Here is an 18,561-nt window from a genome sequence, read left to right as displayed (position 1 = left end):
GCCGGAAATATTTCAGGGCCCGGAAGTATTTCAAAGAGATCAGGGACAGACTGTTTTCCCCCGCAGGGGCTGACGAACTCAGTCCCTGATCTCTTCTTCTACATTCTCACCGTTTGAATGGCCGTGAAGTATCGGCAATAATTCCTTGATACGATAAACTGTTCCGTTATACCTGTTAGCCAGGATAATTATTACGAATTCATCCTTCGGACTGAACCAAAACAGGGAACTGTAGCCTTTCCACCAGCCGTTGTGGTAAATATATTCCGGTTTGTCGTTCTCCTCGAGATACATTCGGAAACCGTAGCCGTAATTTTTCACGCCGGGCCGTTCAAAACTGCGCGGGGTAAATGCCTCTTCCAGGGTTTCCTTCTTCAAAAGGCATTCGGTATTCAGGGCTTTGTACCAGATAAAAAGATCTTCGATCGTGGAATAAATACCCTTGTCGCCGACTACCCTGTCAAAGAAATCCTGGGGGACGGCACGCCCTTTATCGTAACCCGTAGTCTCGTGTACGTTCAGTGAATCCGGCGGGTCGGTAGCTGTCCAGGTATCCTTCATTCCCAGGGGGTCGAAAATGGCCATTTTCAAATATTCACCATATTTCATTCCCGTTATCTTTTCTATAATAGCCGCCAGTACTATATAATTGGTATTGTTATAGGCGAAGTGCTTATCCGGAAGGCTGTAAGGCGCAACTGTGGGTTCCGCTATGTCAAACCAATGCATGATACGGGCATTGTCAGGAAGCGCTTCTACCCTGCCCAGGCTATCGTCAAAAGCATACATATAATTGGGGAGGCCGCTTCTGTGAGATAGCATGTCGCGAATACGAACACCCGGATATGGAAAATCGGGAAAATATTGTTGCACGGTATCGGTCAGTTTTAAATGCCCGTGTTCCTTTAACATAAGCGTGGCAACCGCCGTAAAGGTTTTTGACAAGGAAGCCAGCTGAAACCGGGATTTTAAATGGAGGGAGTCCTTCTTTTTCATGTTACCGTAGCCAAAGGACTTCTCATATATCTTTACACCTTGCTGAGCGATCAATACGTTCCCGTTAAAGCCTTCTCTTCGTTTGATCCGGAAGATAGAATCAATACTTGCCGCCTTTTCCGCGGCATTGATCTTTTTCCTGATCTTGTCAGCCTTCCGGTCACTTATTTCGAGTTCCTCTTCAATACAGGATTTGCTTTCCTGGTAACTTTCCGCATCGCGGGTACTTTTGTTGCCGCAGCCGTAGAATAGCAGGGCGCCTGCCGACAAGAGCAGGTAAAATAAACTAGTACATCTCATTATAAATTCATTAACCGGCGAACGTATTTTCCAATTATATCAAACTCCAGGTTTACCGTATCGCCCGGCCGGATGGCAGAAAAATTCGTATGATCAAAAGTATAAGGAATTACCGCAACAGAAAATTTTCCGGGAAGGGAATCAACGACCGTCAGGCTCACGCCGTTCACACAGATAGATCCTTTTTCGACTGTAACATTTCCCGGCAAGGGAGCATACCCGAATACAAAAAGATAGCTGCCGCCCTGCTCCCTGACCTCCAGGCATTCCGCTGTTTGGTCCACATGCCCCTGGACAATGTGTCCGTCCAGGCGGCCGTTCATCAGCAGGGAACGCTCCAGGTTTACCAGGTGGCCTGTTTTTAATAAACCAATATTGCTCCGGCTGAGCGTTTCTGAAATAGCCGTTACTTTATAGGCTGCGTCGCCGGTTTCCACCACGGTCAGGCAAACTCCGTTGTGCGAAAGGCTCTGATCGACTTTTAGCGCAGGCGCCAGTTCCGATTCCAGGGTAAGATGCACATTGCCTCTGTCTTTTTCGAGGGAAACAACTTTCCCCATTGCTTCAATAATTCCTGTAAACATGCAGGTGATTTTCAATTAAAACTTAGCTGTTTTTCCTCTTTCGGACCCATTCACTTCGTAGATCCGAACTGCCATTTTGGCATTTTGTATTTTTTAAATTTCTGTTAATCAAATCATAAGATATGAATGATGAAACCAAAGATTCATTACCTCCGTTTGACTGACTATTCAGTGGTCCAAAATAGTTCTTCACGAAATGCGTATCAAAATTTCCGGAGGTAAAGGCGGGATGCCGCATGACAAAATCCCCGAAATCCAGTGTAGTTTGCACCCCCGAAATACGGTATTCGCCAATGGCCCTGATCATCCGGGCAATAGCTTCCTCGCGGCTATTTCCATGAACGATCAGCTTGGCAATTAAGGGATCATAATTGATAGGAATGTCCATCCCTTCCTCGTAGCCGCCATCTACGCGCACCCCGGGGCCCTGGGGCAACCGGTAATTCCGGAGCCGGCCGATATCGGGCAGAAACCCGTTGGCGGGGTCTTCGGCATAGACTCTCAGTTCCAGGGAGTGTCCATTAATTGAAAGGCTTTCCTGGCTGAAAGACAGCGCTTCTCCCCTTGCGATCTTCAACTGTTCCTTTACCAGGTCAATCCCGGTGATCATCTCCGTAACCGGATGTTCTACCTGCAGCCGGGTGTTCATTTCAAGGAAGTAAAACCGGTGATCTTCATCAAAAATAAACTCCACAGTTCCCGCTCCTATGTAGCTACAGGCTTTGCAAAGCGCTATCGCACAGCGGCCCATAGCCTTCCTGATCTCCGGGGTAACCACCGCCGAAGGGGCTTCCTCGATAACTTTCTGATGCCTTCGCTGGATGGAACATTCCCGTTCAAAAAGATAAACGGCGTTTCCATGCGTATCGGCAAGAACCTGTATCTCTATGTGCCTGGGAGCGCTTACGTACCTTTCTATAAAGACAGACCCGTCACCAAATGCGGAAGTTGCTTCACTGATAGCCAGACGCATCTGCTCTTCTACTTCATTTATATCTTCAACTATGCGCATCCCTTTTCCCCCTCCGCCGGCGGCAGCCTTGATTAGCAGCGGAAAGCCGATTTCCCTGGCTACTTCCAGAGCCTCTTCAATCCCGGAGATAGCAGATGCGGTCCCGGGTACCAGGGGGACGCCTTGTTTCCGCGCAGCGCTTTTGGCCTCCAGCTTATTCCCCATCATCTCTATGCTTTCGGGCGAAGGCCCCACAAAGATCAGCCCTGCCTCCTGCACTTTTTTTGCGAAGCTGGCATTCTCCGACAAAAAACCATAGCCGGGGTGAACAGCATCTGCACCGGCAGCTTTACAAGCCTCCAGGATATTTTCCACAGAAAGATAGGAAGACGCGGCAGGCGCGGAACCAATACAAATTGCTTCGTCGGCAAATTGCACATGAGGAGAACGGCGATCTGCTTCGGAAAAAACCGCCACGGTAGCAATGCCCATTTCTTTGGCTGACCGCATGATCCTTAATGCAATTTCTCCCCGGTTTGCTATTAAAAGTTTTTTCATTCGGCTACTTTTGCGGTTCAGCTTATTTTTGCTGCTAAATTTACTATTTTTCCTCATGATGCCATTAAAACTATCAACTCCCTTCGGCGCAGGCCGTCCTTCCTGCAAATGTGCCTGCCGCTTCTTGCTGCCGCTTGTTCTCCTCCTTCTTTTTTCAGGTATGGCCGCCGGCCAGAGTGCGGACGCGGAGCTGCGGGAAATGATGAGCCGCCGTGCCGGCCTTCTTCAGCAGTGGAGGCGTTTTAACCTGGAGGAAAACGCGCTCTTCGGAGGACAAAGCAAGAAAGACCTCAGGAATATCCTGCAAACTCAGCAAAGGATCATTGAGCTGGATAACCAGATCCTGAATTACGGCAAACTGGAAAACTATACAAAACAGAAAACCGAAAAAGACGAAACGCTTCAGCTTAGAAAATCCCTTTACAACCGCCTTGATTCCGCAGAAACGCTGAAATCAAGGTATGAGGAGCAATTATCGGCATTGGAAAAACGTGAAAGCACGCTCAAGGCGGGAATTGAACGCCGGCAATCGGCAAACAGGGGGCTTTCCATAGCATTGGTGCTGGTTACCGCCTTGCTGCTGCTCAGCCTCTTTTACAATCCTCTCAGAAAAAAACGTTGAACCGGTCAGTCGTCTGGCCGCTACGGTAGTCTGGACGGTATCGCCACAGCCGGAATTATCTTTTTCCACAGAAAGTTTGCAGGGAACTAGCCCGAATTATCTTTTTCCACAGAAGGTTTACGGCGGACTTCCTTTTTCCGGGACAGGTAGGTTTTTTCGCGAAGGCGTTTTTCGACGGCAGCGCGACCGGGCCGGGTCGCTTTCCTGGGCTTTCGTGGTTTCAGCGCCTTTGCCAGCAACGCCAGCATTTTATTCAGGGCCCTTTCTTTATTCATCAGCTGGCTGCGCTCCTCTTCGCTGGTCACCTGCAGCACGCCGGCCTGACTGAGTTTTCCGCCGAGCTTTTCAAAAAGAAGGTTTTTTTGTTCTGAGCTAAAGCACTCCGCCGCCGGTATATCCAAATAAGCTTCCACGCGGGTAGACACTTTATTCACATGCTGTCCCCCTTTCCCGGAACTCCTGGTGGCTTTAAACCGAACCTCCCGGGCAACTTCTTCTTCGTTTAGCTGATCTTTCATTAGGATATTTGCAAATATAGCCTTTATTTCGCAGGAAAAACCATGCCAGTGCCTTTCATCATAGCAATAGACGGACATTCCTCCTGCGGAAAAAGTACCCTTGCCCGGGCGGTTGCCGGCGAACTGGGATTTATTTATATTGATTCGGGCGCCATGTACCGGGCGGTTACTTTTTATTTTCTCAAGAAAAATATCGACCTTCAAGATAATGAAGCCGTTAAGGCTGCGCTTGATCAGATCAACATTGAACTAAAAGCCGGGCAGGAAGGAATGCAGGTATTCTTAAATGGCCGGGATATCACCGGAGACATCCGGAAAATGCCCGTTTCTAACCTGGTAAGCAAGGTGAGCGCTATTCCTGAGGTTCGCGATAAAATGGTAAAACTGCAACGGGACATGGGGAAGAAAGAAAATCTTGTGATGGACGGACGGGATATCGGCACGGTCGTGTTTCCCCAAGCTTCACTGAAAATATTCATGACTGCAGATCCCGGCGTAAGGGCCCGGCGACGGTACGAAGAACTGCGTGCCAAAGGACTGGCGGTAAGCCTGGAAGAAATACATAAAAACCTGCTGAAAAGAGATCATGAAGACACCACCAGAGCCTGGAGCCCCCTCCTGAAGGCGCCGGACGCACTTGAACTGGATAATTCCTGCATGAGCCGGGAAGAACAGCTGAGCTGGATCATGAAAAAGATAAAAGAAAGGCTATAGTGCTTCGCCAGCTTTATAAGACCACCATCCTTTCCATAAAGGAATACCGGAACAGCAACCCGCTCCAACTTGCCTCTTCAACCGCCTTCTTTACCCTGTTCGCTTTGCCGCCCATATTGATCATCCTGATCAGCGTACTTGGAATAATTGTCAAGCCCGACATGCTGCGCGGAGAACTTTTCAGCAAACTTTCAGCAGTCCTTGGTGATAAGAGTACCGAAACTGTGAACATGATCTTCCGGAATTTCCGGGCGCTGGCCGGCGATCCCCTCCGCTCCATTCTTGGCTTCCTGTTCCTGACTTTCGTGGCCACCACGCTGATGAGTTTGATAAAACGTTCCATTAACCAGCTCTGGCACCTGAAAGTGCGCGAGGGAGCAACGATCAGGGAGATCCTGGCGGGAAGAGGGCTATCCTTCCTGGTGGTATTGATAAGCGGCCTGCTTTTCCTGCTTTCCCTGGTATCAGACACTTTCCTGGCTTTTCTCGGAAGCCGGCTTCACGCCCTTTTTCCGGGCAAGGACGTCTTTTTTATTAAAACGATTAACTTTCTTTTTTCCGTCCTGAGCATTACCGGCTGGTTCGGCATTATCTTCAAGCTGCTGCCTAACGCACGCATTGCCTGGAAACCGGCCCTGGTTGGTGGCTTCTGTACGGCCCTCCTTTTCACGCTGGGGAAGTTTATCCTGGGCCGTGTGCTTATCAGAAGCGATATCGGTTCCGTATTCGGGACATCCGCCAGTGTAATCGTACTCCTTTTATTTATTTTCTATTCATCGCTTATTTTTTATTACGGGGCGGTTTTCACCAAAAATTATGCAGCAGCGATCGGCCGCCCGGTAAGAGCCGCGAGGCAATCCGTAAAATTCAAGATTATTGAAATAGAAGAAAGCAACTCCCCGGTTAGTAAGCATTGACCAGTTTTCTTCCGTTACCGGTTTGGCGAAGAGGCAATGTTTTCTAAGTTGTTATAGCATTGGACTTGTTCGCTAACTTACTGCAGCAGCCATTCTGCATAGAAAAGTATTCCTAAAAGGTTTACGAATTGTCTTGGCCTTAAAGTGCGGGGTTCTTACCTTTACTCCTGTTATCAATTTTAACCGCTGCCTGTGGAATGTACCCATTACAGATCAGCATGGCTATACAAAACCTATTTAGAACATGTACCAGTTGAAAACCAGAGAAGAACGTATGGACTTGCGCCCCCGGAGCAGTTCATGTTGGCAGTATCGCCGGGAAAGCCTGCTGAAACCGCAGGAAAATTTGCAGGAACCGCAGGTAAAAAAGCGCTATCGCTCATGGGAGTACCCGCCAGGCCCGGACGCGCGGGCGCTGGCGGGACCCTATGCGCTGTGGCTGACGGGACCCTGCGCGCTGTGGCTGATGGAACCGGAATCCACCAGGTACGGCTCCCGCTACCTGGACCTCCGCAGTGACTTTGCGTTTAAGCATATCTTCGGCAAAGAAGCTAACAAAGAGCTGCTGATTGACTTCCTCAACAGCCTGCGCCAGGGACGGAAAGCGATCGGAGACCTCCGGTATGGCCTTAGCGAGCGCCAGGGCGAAACGAAAAAAAATCAGGAAAGTGCTGTACGATATCCAGTATACCAGCGACCAGGGAGAGCAATTCCTGATTGAGATGCAGCGGGATGCCCGGGACGGCTTTTTCCGGAGGCTGCTCTACTATGCAATGCGTTTAGGCAGCGAGCAGGTACAGGCTGGGAAACAGGGAAACCATTATCCCCTTCCGGGAATTTGTGCCATTGCCATTGTCAACTACGATCCCTGGAAGGACATGAACTTGCCGTGTGAGCGGAAAAGGGAGTACCTGAACGTCTATCAGCTTGTGAATTCCGGAAAGGATCACTCCTACCCTGCTTCATTTGAACTGATACTGGTGGAGCTTCCCAGGTTCACCAAGACGATCGCCGAACTGCAAACCAATCTTGATAAGTGGCTGTGCCTCATGAAGGCCTTACCTCATCTGCAGGAGCAGCCTTCGTCCTTTGAGGGGCCCTTATTTGAAAAACTATTTCAATTAACCGATTACAATAAGCTAAAGGAGGACCAAAAAATGACAATTGACTATGATCGCGACCTTAGAAGTATTGCAAGCGCCTCGAAACGGGAAGGCCGGGAGGAAGGCCGGGAGGAAGGCCTGCGGGAAGGTATTCAACAGCAGAAACATTCATCTGTCCTGGCCCTGATCAAACAAACGGACTTGGATGATCAAAAGATTGCTTCCATCGAGGGAGTTGAAGAAAGCTTTGTAAGAAAGGTTCGGGCGGGGATCATGAACGCCCTGTAATGGCAGTTAATGTTCAAAAAGTCAGGTCCCGGCTTGCCATAACATTCTTTACTATTTGATACTTAGTACTTTTATTTCTAACTTTGCGTCCCCGCGAAAAGCGGAGGAAAAGGAGATTAAAATATTGACAACAAAAAAAGAACAGGAAGAATTAAACGAAGAACTGCCAGCAGGCTCTGAAGCCGCCTCGGGAGAGGATCAGGCAAAAGAAGCTGCTGCCACTCCGGACGCTGCTGAAGAAGCGCCCAAGGAAGATGTCCCGGTTGCGGAAAATAACACCGAAGCACCGGAATCTACCGAAACCCCGGCTGAGCCTGAAACTCCGGCAAAAGCTGAAACCCCCGCGGAAGCTGAAGCGCCTGCGGAAGTAAAAGCGGAAGCTCAAGCGGCTGCCGAACCTGAAGCCAAAGCCCCGGCCCAGGCTACAGAAGACATACTTAACTTCGAAACGCCTACCGAGGAGTTTGACTGGGATGCAGATCAGAAAGGTTTTTCCGGCTATTCAAAAGAAGAGCGGGAAAAGCTTGAAAACATTTACTCAGAGACATTACGCCCCATCAGCAAGAATGAAATTGTTAGTGGGAAAGTAGTGACCGTTACCGCTAAAGACGTGGTACTGAACGTCGGCTTCAAATCAGACGGTTTGGTACCCCTTTCCGAGTTCCGCGACATGCCTGACCTGAAGGCGGGCGATGTAGTTGATGTGTATGTGGAAAACCAGGAAGACAAGAATGGTCAGCTGGTTCTTTCCCGTAAGCGTGCGAAAACTCAGAAGTCCTGGGAGCGGATCAACCAGGCGCTTGAAACGGACGAAGTGATCAATGGATTCGTTAAGAGCCGTACGAAAGGCGGTCTTATCGTGGACATTGAAGGTGTGGAAGCGTTCCTTCCTGGTTCGCAAATTGATATTAAGCCTATCCGTGACTACGATCAGTACGTAGGCAAGGATATGGAATTCAAGGTGGTGAAGATCAATCACGAGTTCAAGAACGTGGTAGTTTCCCACAAGGCCCTTATTGAAGACGACCTTGAAAGCCAGAAAATGGAGATCATCTCCAAACTGGAAAAAGGCCAGGTACTGGAAGGCACCGTTAAGAACATTACGCCATTCGGGGTATTCATTGACCTTGGCGGCGTAGATGGCTTGCTTCACATTACCGACATTTCATGGGGACGTATTGAACATCCGGAAGAAGTACTGCAGCTTGATCAGAAGATCAATGTGGTAGTGCTTGATTTCGACGATGACAAGAAACGCATTGCCTTAGGTTTAAAACAGCTGACCGCTCACCCATGGGAATCACTGGACGAATCCATCCAGCCAGGCTCCAGGGTAAAAGGAAAAGTCGTGACAGTTGCCGATTACGGTGCGTTCATGGAGATCATCCCCGGCGTGGAAGGACTTATTCACGTTTCAGAGATGTCCTGGTCACAGCACCTGCGTAACCCGCAGGAATTCCTGAAGGTTGGCGACGAGGTTGAAGCAGAAGTGCTTACCATTGACCGCGATGACAGGAAGATGTCATTAGGCATTAAGCAGCTGAGCCAGGATCCCTGGGCAGGTATTGCTGATCGCTATCCGGTTGGCAGCCAGCATAAGGCTGTGGTACGCAACATGACCAACTTCGGCGTTTTCGTTGAAATGGAAGAAGGCATTGACGGTTTAGTACATATTTCCGACCTCTCCTGGGGCAAGAAGATCAACCATCCCAATGAATTCACCAAAGTAGGTGAAGAAATGGAAGTGGTTGTTCTGGAAGTAGACGAAGAAAACCGCAAGCTTAGCCTTGGTCATAAACAACTGGAAGAAAACCCCTGGGATACTTTCGAAACGGTCTTTACCGAAGGCAGCGTTCATCAGGGAACTGTGATAAAACTCCAGGATAAAGGAGCAATTATCGCACTGCCTTATGGCGTGGAAGGCTTCTGCCCCGGCAAGCATCTTGTGAAGGAGGACGGAACCACGGCGGCAGCCGATGAAACCCTCGAATTCAAGATACTTGAGTTCAACAAGGACAGTCGCCGCATTCTGGTATCCCACTCCAGGATCTGGGAAGAAGAAAAAGCCGAACTGGATAAATCCGAAAGGGCTTCACGGAAAAAAGATACCGTTAAGCAGGCAAAAACGGTAAAAAAGGTAAAAGAATCCGTAGAGAAAACCACTTTAGGCGACCTCGCGGTACTTGCCAACCTGAAAGCCGAAATGGAAGATTCCGAAAAACAGAGCAAAGCTTCGCCCAAAGCTGCAGAGCCTAAAGCAGAAGCTCCTAAAGCTCCGGAAGAAAGCTCCGAAGGAGAAAATCCTGAAGAAAACAAAGATTCCGAATAATTTGATAGAAATATCTCATAAAAAAAAGCCCTGCAGATTGCGGGGCTTTTTTTATTTATGGCCTGACACCCGGCCAGCTGTTTCGCGATAAACGCCCGTAACGCCTTATCTGTAACCGGCAGCACCCCGGGTCTTTTCATACCCCTTGGGCAAAGCTGGCATTTGTCCGATTTTTACAAGGAAACCATGTGGGGTCCCGCTATTTTTGAGGCATTAAAACACGACAAAAATGAAGTTAAACGCAGGCATTATCACCGCAAAAATGGCGGAAACCAAGGCTTTCTATACGGAAGTGCTGGGTTTTGGAATATCGTTTGAAAACGAATTTTACCTTCTGATGCACAGCCCGGGTGGAAACTCCGAAATCAGTTTTCTGCTTCCGGATCACTCCTCCCAGCAACCGCTTTTCCACGCTCCTTTTGAAGGCCGGGGCGTGTACTTCACCATCGAAGTAGAGGACGTGGACGCGATCTATAATGATGTGAAGAGCAAAGGCGCTGCAATCAGTATCCCGCTCCGTGACGAGCCCTGGGGCGACCGGCACTTTGCCATTCAGGATCCAAACGGCGTTTCCATTGATATAGTCACTTATTCGCCGCCAGCCTGATAGCCTATACCAAGTTTAGTGATTGCTACACTGGACGAAGGGCTTCCGGATAATGAAAATCTCCTGCTTTTTTCTTTCTCCTACTTATCCCTATATTTGCCTCAGGCGCTCCCGGCGGAAAACAGCAGGGCCGGAATTGCCTCAGCACAGCATCCATGCAACAAAAACTTTTGCTTGGCAGTCGGAAATTTGACCTTGTGATCCAGCGGCTTTGCCACCAGCTGATCGAAATTCATGACGATTTTAGTGAGTCGGCCATCATCGGGCTGCAGCCGCGGGGCATCTATCTTGCTGACCGGATCCATGAGGAATTAAAAAAGATACTTCCCGCATCAACCGTTCCCTGCGGGCATTTGGATATCACCTTTTTCCGGGATGATTTCCGCCGGCGGGATACGCCGCTGGTGGCTAATTCTACCAGTATTGATTTTATGATCGAAAACAAAAAGGTTATCCTGGTGGACGACGTATTGTATACGGGACGGACCATTCGATCCGGCCTGGACGCGATGATGGCCTTTGGAAGGGCGGCAAGGGTGGAATTGCTGGTGCTGGTTGACCGGCGTTATTCCCGGCATTTGCCTATTGAACCCGATTATATCGGTATACAGGTTGATTCCATCGCCTCTCAGAGTGTCAAGGTCACCTGGAAAGAAACCGAGGGAGAGGATGCTATTTATTTATTAAATACATAGGATAAGTAATGAATAACCAGCTCAGCACCAGGAATTTGTTGGGGATAAAGGATTTGAACGAGAAGGATATTCAGCTGATCTTTGAAACGGCCGATAATTTCAAGGAAGTCATCAACCGGCCGATCAAAAAGGTGCCTTCCCTGCGTGACGTGACCGTAGCGAATGTGTTTTTTGAAAATTCCACACGTACCCGGCTTTCGTTTGAGCTGGCTCAAAAACGACTTTCAGCAGATGTAATCAATTTTTCAGCGTCCTCCTCCTCGGTCAGTAAGGGAGAAACCCTGGTGGATACGGTTAAAAACATCCTGGCGATGAAGGTGGATATGATCGTCATGCGTCATCCTTACCCGGGGCCGGGGTGTTCCTTTCGAGGCACATCCATGCTAATATTATTAATGCAGGGGACGGCGCTAACGAGCATCCTACACAGGCGCTGCTTGATGCGTTTTCCATTCGTGAAAGACTTGGAGATGTCAGCGGGAAAAAAGTAGTGATCGTGGGTGATATCCTGCATTCCCGCGTGGCCCTGTCCAATATTTTGTGCCTGCAAAAACTGGGCGCCGAAGTAATGGTCTGCGGCCCTACTACCCTGATACCTCGCTACATGGAAGACCTTGGAGTTTTGGTGGAGCATAACCTTCGAAAAGCATTGGAATGGTGTGACATTGCCAATATGCTGCGCATTCAACTGGAACGCCAGGATATTAAATATTTTCCTTCGCTGCGGGAATACACGATGATGTACGGGCTGAACCGGGCCTTGCTCGATTCCCTGGACAAGACCATTACCATCATGCATCCGGGGCCAATTAACCGCGGTGTAGAAATCACCAGCGATGTAGCGGACAGCGAACATTCCATTATCCTGGAACAAGTAGAAAACGGTGTCGCTATCCGTATGGCGGTCATGTACCTTCTGGCCCAGAAACACTAACTTCATGCCAGTCAGACATTAAACCTTATCCACAAGTGTTAATAACTACGGGGGCAAATACTCCCGGCTAAGCAATAATTTTACACGCGAGAGTGTTAAAACCTAAATGATGCAGTTCAGAAAAAAGTTATTCCCCCTTATATTTTTATTTTTCGCTTCGTCCTATACCCTGTTTGCACAGCAGCCGGCTTATTACGAAACGAATGCGACCTTCCGGAAGGGCCTTGAGCTTTTTGACCATAATCAGTTTGCGTCCGCCGCGGAAATGTTCCGGCAGGTGTACACGGACAAGCAGGTTGCCGGAAGTACTCCTGCTGAAAACGGCGATATCACGATGATGAAGGCCGATGCCCGCTATTATGAGATCCTTTGCGGCCTTGAACTGGGGAACCGGCAGTCACAGGAGGCCCTGCTGAGCTTTATTACCGATTACCCGGAAAGCGAGAAAACGAAGTCGGCGATGTTCCATGTGGGCAAGCTGTACTATGCGAGAAAAGATTACCCGCAGGCTATTGAGTGGTTCAGCAAAGTGAAGGAAAACGACCTCGCCGGAAACGACCGGGCCGAATATAATTTCAAAATGGGCATAAGCCACCTGGAAACCGGGGAAGATATCCGCGCCCTTGGGTTTTTCAAGAAAGCGCAGCAGCCCCGGAATCCTTACACCAATGACGCCACCTATTACTATGCGCATGTTTCTTTCCTGAAAAAGGATTATGATGTATCGCTCAGGGAATTTGAGAAACTGCGCGACGTTCCTCAGTACAAGGATGCATACATATATTATAAATCGCAGATTCTGCTGGTGCTGGATAAAGTAGATGCCGCCATTGCCCTGGCTGAACCCGCCTTTGAGAACGGCCGGGGTTCGGAATACGAAGCGCAGCTGGCCAAATTACTGGGATCAGCCTATTTTAATAAAGGCGAATACGAGAAGGCGGTGGAATACTTCGGCTTTTTCCTCAACAGCACCCATGCAGCAGATCAATCATCTCAGGACAGCTACCAGATCGGGTACAGTTATTACAAAACCGGCGATTACAAGAATGCGATCATCCTCCTGGAACCGCTGGTGAACGGCGATGATATCTGGACGCAATATGCGATGTACACGCTGGGGGACTGTTTCCTGAAAACGGATAACAAGCAAAATGCGCGGGCTGCCTTTGAACGGGCGTCCAAGCTGGCGCACGATGAAGAGATTCAGCAGCATGCCCTGCTGCAATATGCCAAGCTTTCTTACGAACTGGGCTTTAACTCCTTTGCCTTAACGGCTACCCAGCAATACATTGAACGCTTCCCGAATTCCGTTTACATCGATGAGGCGCGTACCGTACGGGGAGAAGTCCTGTTAAGCAGCCGGAATTACGCCGAAGCGCTGAAAGTGCTGGAAAGCGTACGCAACAAGACCCGGCAGAGTAATGAACTTTACCAGAAGGTGAGCTATTACCGCGGCGCCGAATTATTCAACGAAAAAAAATACGAACAGGCCATTGAGCTGTTTAAGCAGGCCGTTTATTATTCCGAAGACAGGAATATTACCGCCCTTGCGAATTACTGGGCAGGAGAAGCCTATTATGAGCTGCGCTATTTCAGCGAAGCGGTTGCTAATTACCGCGCTTTCTTTGCCAATGAACGTGCAGCGTCTACGAATGTGATGCCTTTTGCTTATTACACCGCTGGCTACGCTTATTTCCAGAATGACGACTTCCGCCAGGCAGCGCAGCATTTCCAGCAGTATATCAGCAGCGGCGGCAGCGAACAGGGAGTCATTAACGATGCGCGGCTTCGCCTTGCCGATTCCCGGTTCGTTCTGAAAAATTACGGCCAGGCGCTTGACGTTTATAACTCGGTGATCGCCAGCGGCGGTTCCGGCGTAGATTATGCCTTGTATCAGAAAGGAATGATCGAAGGGCTGCGCGGACAAAATGCCAATAAAGCCGGTACGCTGCAAGGTATTATCAGCAAATACCCGGAGTCGGGTTATGCGGACGATGCGCAGTTTGAAATCGGGAACACCTACTTGCTGGAAGGGAATGTAGCCCAGGCTACCGCCGAATTCAATTCGCTGATCAGCAGGTATCCAAACAGCAGCCGCGCCCCCGAGGCGATGATGAAACTGGGGCTGATCCAGTATAATGCAGGCAATGACGAAGCAGCCCTGGCAACCTATAAAAAAGTAGTCAGCAACTATGGTTCTACCGCGCAGAGAAGAGAAGCCATCCAGGCCATCCGGAACATTTATGTGGAACAGGGTAATGCGGAAGCTTTCCTATCCTACAGCAAAACAGTCCCGAACGTAAATATCTCTACCAGCGAACAGGATTCCATCAGTTACCAGGCAGCTTATTCTATGTATCTTAAAGGTGATTGCGAAAAAGGCGTTGCTACGTTCAGTAATTACCTGAGCAATTTCCCGCAAGGTCAATTCACCAACGATGTACATTTTTACCGCGCTGAGTGCCTGGTTAGAAGCAACAAGCATGATGAAGCGCTTAGCGATTTCCTGTACCTGGCCGAACAGCCCAAGAACCAGTACTCTCAGCGCGCACTGGTAGCGGCTTCAGAGATTTATATTACCCGGGAGGATTTCGTAAATGTCCTGCCCTTGCTGAAGACGCTGGAGGGCGATCCCGAGTACCAGGAAAACCAGGGTTTTGCCATTGTTAACCTGATGCGCGCTTATAATGCCCAGGGAAATGCGGATTCTACATTCTATTATAGCCAGGAAGTACTTAAGAATGAAAAAGCGTCAACTAACGAGCTGAATATGGCCCATTTGTATGCCGGGAAATCTTACCTGGCCCGAGGTGAGGCAGCCAGAGCGCTCGAAGAGTTCCGGGCCGCCAGTAAAACAGCCAAGACAGCGGTAGCGGCTGAAGCAAAATACCTGGAGGCACAAATACAAAACACTTCCGGCGATTACGATGCATCTGAAAAGAGCTGCTTCGAGGTCATCAACAACATGCCTAACCAGGACTACTGGGTAGCCAGGAGCTTTGTTCTCCTCGCAGATAATTACGCGAAAAAGGGGAATATCTTCCAGGCAAGGAGTACGCTTCAGAGCGTGATCGATAATTACCAGGGCGATGACGACATCGTTCCTTCCGCAAAACAGAAGCTGGAAGAAATAAATGCCGCAGACAAAGCGGAAGAAGCAGCACAGGATTCAACCAGTAATGAAAATTAAGATGAAATTTCAACGATATTTTTGGATCATTATTTTTCTTTCTGCCGCGCAGGCCGGATACGCCCAGCGAACCCTGGAAGAGCAGATCAATGTGGTAAGGGCTTACCGCCCGGTGCTGGCCGATGCGGTTAAGATCAGGAAAAACCCTCAATTAAGCGACACCAACCAGGTCCGGCCCCGGTTAAACTACCTTGTGACGGACGAAAAATTAAGCGACAATTCCAACCCCGGCCCCGTTCCGGCCAAACAACCTCGTGCTGTCACCAATGGTTTCATCCCTTACCTTTATGGGAAAGCCGGGGCAGGAAACCTGGGCGGCGTTCTCGGAGAAATATATTTCAATAATAAACAGGACGAAAACAACCAGTACGGCCTCTTTTTTCAGCATAATTCCGCTAAAGGAGATTTTGATTATCAGCAGTACGGCCGCACCGCGGTGGGCGGCTTTGGAAAATTCAATATCGGAGAGCGTGCAAGCCTGAACGTAAATGCGGCATACCGGCAGCGTGGAAACCGTATCTCTGTTCTCAACGGCCCCTTGGATATCACCGATCCCGATGTATTTCCCATACCTACTGCCGTCGATACCGGCACAGTTAAACAAAACTTCAATCTCCTGGAAGGGGAAGTTGAAATTGCCAACCTCCGGACCACCTCATCTGATTTTGTATACGGCCTGAAGCTCGGAGGCTACACACTTTCCGATGAATTCGAGTCGAAAGAAAATAACTTTTACCTCACGGGGCTGATCGGGAAGCAACTGGGTACTTTTTCCATTAACCTTTCCGGGAATATTGATATCACCAACCTGGACATGGCAACCGCCGGCGGCGGTGAAGTTGCCTCGGTTAAAAACCCGGTTTACCGCTTCAAACCCTATCTCCTTTTCAAGAACGGAAGCTTTACCTTTAAAGGAGGGATTAACCTGGTGGGAATCTCGGACGACAATGCCTTTGCAGGGATTGATAAGAAAATGTTCCTTTTCCCCGACCTGAGCATTGATTTCCAGCTTATCCCTGATTACCTCGCTTTATTCGGTGGCTTGAGCGGAGACGTGGTAAAAAATACGGTAAAAGATTTCTCAGAAGAAAATCCATACATGCGCAACTTCTCAGGGCTTGGCAACTCCCGTGAAAAATACAATGCATTCGGAGGAATCCGGGGCTCTTTCTCGTCCAGCGTTGGCTTTAAGGCACAATTCGAGTATGCAAATGTAGACTACCAGAATTTCATTGTTAACGATACGCTGAACAGCCGCGAATTCAGCGTGTACCAGGCAGGTGAGAACGGCAAGCGGACAACGATCAATGCCGAACTGAATGTGCGTTATTCGGAAGCGTTCAGAATGAATATGGGTGTCTGGAGCTACAAGTACGAAGATGACTTCATCCAGCGCGCCTGGAATGTTCCTTCCATGAAATTGTATATTTCACCCACTTATAATTACCGCGACAAGCTTTTCCTGACCGCTGACCTCTTCTATGTCGGCGAGCGTAATGCATACCTGGGGCCGCCGGCGAAGGCACTACCTACGAGGTGCTGGACCCCTATGCGGATCTTAATTTTGGTGCGAGCTACAAGATCAACACAAACTTCGGTATTTTCCTCAATGCCAACAATGTATTGAACAAACAATACGAGCGCTACCTGAATTACCAGGGAATGGGCTTTAACATGATGGCCGGACTTACATTTTCACTTTAGCGAACGCGAAAGGGTATGGATATTACAAAATCGATAGCAATACTTTTAAGTACCGAAAAACAGGTCTGCATACCCGGCCTGGGTACCCTTTCCACTTCGGTTCAGCATGCGGATGAACATCCGAAGAAGAAACCGGCGGAACAGAGCGGGCAGAAAAAAGAAGGGCGTGATCACTTTTTCCCCTTTTTGGCAGGGCTTGCTTTCTCTGAGAAATACGATGCGCGAGACAGGAAACTGGCAGAAAAAATAGCGGAGAGCCGGCAGATAAACCCGAACCTGGCCGGTTATGAAGTTGATAAGTTTGTTATCCGCGTAAAACAGGAGCTAAGCCGTAACGGCTCTTTTGAGCTTCCGGAAGTGGGTAAATTAACCGCCGGCCAGTCAGGGAAGGTCATCTTTGAGTCCTTACTCAACGACCGTGCTATCTTCGGCCTGAGCCCAGTGGAACTAAAGCCCCTGGAACACGGGAATATGGTAGAGGTCATCACCCGGAAAATCGGGTTTAAAAATGTAAGAAAAAATAAATTCAAGCTTGTTTGGGCAATTCTGATTGGTCTGATTATATTAGGGCTTGTATCCCTGCTGCTTGTGAGGCTGAATATTATTGGAGTTTAAAGTTAAAAACAGTAAAAAATCAAGAATAATTTATGTTGTTGTTACAGATTGGGGATACCCTGAACCAGGCGGCAGATACTTTACAGCAAGCGCTCCCCCAGAATTCCGTGATTGCGGCTGAGCAAAAGGTGAATATATTGAGTCTTTTGATCAAAGGGGGCTGGGTTATGCTTCCGATAGCGCTGCTGCTCTTCCTTGGTATTTATATCTTTTTCGAGCGGTATTTCACCATCCGGAAGGCCGCCCGCTATGAAGCCAACCTTACCATGCAGATAAAGCAGTACGTGCTTGCCGGCAATCTTGACGGCGCCATTGCTCTTTGCAGGAATAGCGCAACTCCGATTGGCCGCATGCTTCAAAAAGGGCTTCTTCGCATAGGTAAGCCTATTAAGGATATTGAAGGCGCCATTGAAAACCAGGGGAAACTGGAGGTGTCGAAACTGGAAAAGAACATTAGTATCCTGGGAATTATCGCGGGCATTGCTCCCATGCTGGGCTTTATTGGAACTATCATTGGGGTAATTACGATCTTTTACGATATTTCCGCTACCGGAGAATATTCCATTGACACTGTTTCCAGCGGTTTGTACCAGAAAATGATCACCAGTGCCGCCGGCCTGTTCATCGGGATCCTGGCTTATATCGGTCATCATATTTTAACCATGATGGTAGATAAGGTAATTTTGCAAATGGAAACGGATTCGATCGATTTTATTGATTTACTGGAAGAACCTACTAAATAGTTTAAAGTTCCAGGTTTAAAGTTCAAGGTTCAAGGTTCAAGGTTTAAGGTTTAAGGTTTTATGTTAACGCGTGTTTTTCCGGCTTCGAATTTGCACCCTGAAGCGGTAACTTTGAACTGTGCGAAGCAAATTGGAACTTTGAACTGTTGCGAAGCAACATGAAACTTTGAACTATTTGCGAAGCAACATGAA

Annotated in this window: 16 protein-coding genes and 1 pseudogene; 13 read left to right on the top strand and 4 right to left on the bottom strand. The window is 48.7% G+C overall.

What is annotated here, in order from left to right:
• Nucleotides 1–78: 78 nt before the first annotated feature.
• Genes FRZ59_RS10615 through accC form a run of 3 tightly spaced genes read right to left on the bottom strand, consistent with a single transcriptional unit; the run spans nucleotide 79 to nucleotide 3,390 of the window.
• Nucleotides 79–1,296 (bottom strand): serine hydrolase domain-containing protein, encoded by a 1,218-nt coding sequence (locus tag FRZ59_RS10615; RefSeq protein ID WP_132130212.1) that lies wholly within the window; start codon nucleotides 1,294–1,296, stop codon nucleotides 79–81.
• Nucleotides 1,296–1,880 carry a riboflavin synthase gene (locus FRZ59_RS10610; RefSeq protein WP_132130211.1) on the bottom strand — a complete coding sequence of 195 codons (585 nt, stop codon included), beginning with the start codon at nucleotides 1,878–1,880 and terminating at the stop codon, nucleotides 1,296–1,298. Before FRZ59_RS10610 ends, FRZ59_RS10615 begins: the two co-directional genes overlap by 1 nt.
• A gap of 22 nt (nucleotides 1,881–1,902) precedes the next feature.
• Nucleotides 1,903–3,390 carry an acetyl-CoA carboxylase biotin carboxylase subunit gene (gene accC / locus FRZ59_RS10605; protein WP_132130210.1) on the bottom strand — a complete coding sequence of 496 codons (1,488 nt, stop codon included), beginning with the start codon at nucleotides 3,388–3,390 and terminating at the stop codon, nucleotides 1,903–1,905.
• A 55-nt stretch (nucleotides 3,391–3,445) separates the two neighbouring features.
• On the opposite strand from accC, the gene FRZ59_RS10600 reads away from it, so the two are divergent.
• Nucleotides 3,446–4,012 (top strand): coiled-coil domain-containing protein, encoded by a 567-nt coding sequence (locus FRZ59_RS10600; protein WP_132130209.1) that lies wholly within the window; start codon nucleotides 3,446–3,448, stop codon nucleotides 4,010–4,012.
• A gap of 86 nt (nucleotides 4,013–4,098) precedes the next feature.
• Here FRZ59_RS10600 and arfB read toward each other — a convergent pair whose 3' ends face one another.
• A complete protein-coding gene (gene arfB, locus FRZ59_RS10595; protein ID WP_132130208.1) occupies nucleotides 4,099–4,530 on the bottom strand; it encodes an alternative ribosome rescue aminoacyl-tRNA hydrolase ArfB in 432 nt (143 codons plus the stop codon).
• Nucleotides 4,531–4,572: 42 nt separating this feature from the next.
• On the opposite strand from arfB, the gene cmk reads away from it, so the two are divergent.
• From cmk to FRZ59_RS10535, 12 genes and pseudogenes are all read left to right on the top strand, one after another.
• Nucleotides 4,573–5,244, top strand: a complete 672-nt coding sequence (gene cmk, locus FRZ59_RS10590) for a (d)CMP kinase (protein ID WP_132130207.1) — start codon at nucleotides 4,573–4,575, stop codon at nucleotides 5,242–5,244.
• Nucleotides 5,244–6,161, top strand: coding sequence for a YihY/virulence factor BrkB family protein (locus FRZ59_RS10585; protein WP_158640606.1), 918 nt, complete (start codon nucleotides 5,244–5,246; stop codon nucleotides 6,159–6,161). The genes cmk and FRZ59_RS10585 overlap by 1 nt, the downstream gene beginning before the upstream one ends.
• Nucleotides 6,162–6,405: 244 nt before the next feature.
• Entirely contained in the window at nucleotides 6,406–6,882 is a 477-nt protein-coding gene (locus tag FRZ59_RS19470; protein WP_132130205.1) for a PD-(D/E)XK nuclease family transposase, read from the top strand.
• Nucleotides 6,830–7,552 carry an Rpn family recombination-promoting nuclease/putative transposase gene (locus tag FRZ59_RS10575; RefSeq protein WP_158640605.1) on the top strand — a complete coding sequence of 241 codons (723 nt, stop codon included), beginning with the start codon at nucleotides 6,830–6,832 and terminating at the stop codon, nucleotides 7,550–7,552. Before FRZ59_RS19470 ends, FRZ59_RS10575 begins: the two co-directional genes overlap by 53 nt.
• 124 nt (nucleotides 7,553–7,676) lie before the next feature.
• On the top strand, nucleotides 7,677–9,881 hold the full coding sequence (gene rpsA, locus FRZ59_RS10570; protein WP_225975023.1) for a 30S ribosomal protein S1: 2,205 nt from the start codon (nucleotides 7,677–7,679) through the stop codon (nucleotides 9,879–9,881).
• Between the two features lie 229 nt (nucleotides 9,882–10,110).
• The gene (locus tag FRZ59_RS10565; protein ID WP_132130203.1) at nucleotides 10,111–10,488 is read left to right on the top strand and encodes a VOC family protein; all 378 of its coding nucleotides are present in this window, start codon (nucleotides 10,111–10,113) and stop codon (nucleotides 10,486–10,488) included.
• Nucleotides 10,489–10,643: 155 nt separating this feature from the next.
• Nucleotides 10,644–11,183 (top strand): bifunctional pyr operon transcriptional regulator/uracil phosphoribosyltransferase PyrR, encoded by a 540-nt coding sequence (pyrR, locus tag FRZ59_RS10560; protein WP_132130202.1) that lies wholly within the window; start codon nucleotides 10,644–10,646, stop codon nucleotides 11,181–11,183.
• Nucleotides 11,184–11,191: 8 nt separating this feature from the next.
• A pseudogene (locus FRZ59_RS10555) lies at nucleotides 11,192–12,117 on the top strand (aspartate carbamoyltransferase catalytic subunit).
• Nucleotides 12,118–12,223: 106 nt separating this feature from the next.
• Nucleotides 12,224–15,307: a tetratricopeptide repeat protein gene (locus tag FRZ59_RS10550; RefSeq protein WP_132130200.1), complete on the top strand. Its 3,084-nt coding sequence runs from the start codon at nucleotides 12,224–12,226 to the stop codon at nucleotides 15,305–15,307.
• Nucleotide 15,308: 1 nt separating this feature from the next.
• Nucleotides 15,309–16,934, top strand: coding sequence for a TonB-dependent receptor (locus FRZ59_RS19090; RefSeq protein ID WP_225975022.1), 1,626 nt, complete (start codon nucleotides 15,309–15,311; stop codon nucleotides 16,932–16,934).
• A 92-nt stretch (nucleotides 16,935–17,026) separates the two neighbouring features.
• Nucleotides 17,027–17,626, top strand: coding sequence for a hypothetical protein (locus FRZ59_RS10540; protein WP_132130198.1), 600 nt, complete (start codon nucleotides 17,027–17,029; stop codon nucleotides 17,624–17,626).
• A gap of 32 nt (nucleotides 17,627–17,658) precedes the next feature.
• Nucleotides 17,659–18,369 (top strand): MotA/TolQ/ExbB proton channel family protein, encoded by a 711-nt coding sequence (locus tag FRZ59_RS10535; protein WP_132130197.1) that lies wholly within the window; start codon nucleotides 17,659–17,661, stop codon nucleotides 18,367–18,369.
• Nucleotides 18,370–18,561: the final 192 nt, after the last annotated feature.

It is taken from the genome of Anseongella ginsenosidimutans (genome assembly GCF_008033235.1).
Classification (GTDB): domain Bacteria; phylum Bacteroidota; class Bacteroidia; order Sphingobacteriales; family Sphingobacteriaceae; genus Anseongella; species Anseongella ginsenosidimutans.
Note: the sequence above shows the minus strand (reverse complement) of the source record. Positions and strands in the feature narration are given on the sequence as shown.

Coding starts and splice junctions, on each gene's coding strand:
- FRZ59_RS19470 (WP_132130205.1), top strand. CDS start 6,406: ATGTACCAGTTGAAAACCAGAGAAGAACGTATGGACTTGCGCCCCCGG.
- FRZ59_RS19090 (WP_225975022.1), top strand. CDS start 15,309: ATGAAATTTCAACGATATTTTTGGATCATTATTTTTCTTTCTGCCGCG.
- FRZ59_RS10535 (WP_132130197.1), top strand. CDS start 17,659: ATGTTGTTGTTACAGATTGGGGATACCCTGAACCAGGCGGCAGATACT.
- arfB (WP_132130208.1), bottom strand. CDS start 4,530: ATGAAAGATCAGCTAAACGAAGAAGAAGTTGCCCGGGAGGTTCGGTTT.
- pyrR (WP_132130202.1), top strand. CDS start 10,644: ATGCAACAAAAACTTTTGCTTGGCAGTCGGAAATTTGACCTTGTGATC.
- FRZ59_RS10610 (WP_132130211.1), bottom strand. CDS start 1,880: ATGTTTACAGGAATTATTGAAGCAATGGGGAAAGTTGTTTCCCTCGAA.
- FRZ59_RS10615 (WP_132130212.1), bottom strand. CDS start 1,296: ATGAGATGTACTAGTTTATTTTACCTGCTCTTGTCGGCAGGCGCCCTG.
- FRZ59_RS10565 (WP_132130203.1), top strand. CDS start 10,111: ATGAAGTTAAACGCAGGCATTATCACCGCAAAAATGGCGGAAACCAAG.
- cmk (WP_132130207.1), top strand. CDS start 4,573: ATGCCAGTGCCTTTCATCATAGCAATAGACGGACATTCCTCCTGCGGA.
- FRZ59_RS10550 (WP_132130200.1), top strand. CDS start 12,224: ATGATGCAGTTCAGAAAAAAGTTATTCCCCCTTATATTTTTATTTTTC.
- accC (WP_132130210.1), bottom strand. CDS start 3,390: ATGAAAAAACTTTTAATAGCAAACCGGGGAGAAATTGCATTAAGGATC.
- FRZ59_RS10540 (WP_132130198.1), top strand. CDS start 17,027: ATGGATATTACAAAATCGATAGCAATACTTTTAAGTACCGAAAAACAG.
- FRZ59_RS10600 (WP_132130209.1), top strand. CDS start 3,446: ATGATGCCATTAAAACTATCAACTCCCTTCGGCGCAGGCCGTCCTTCC.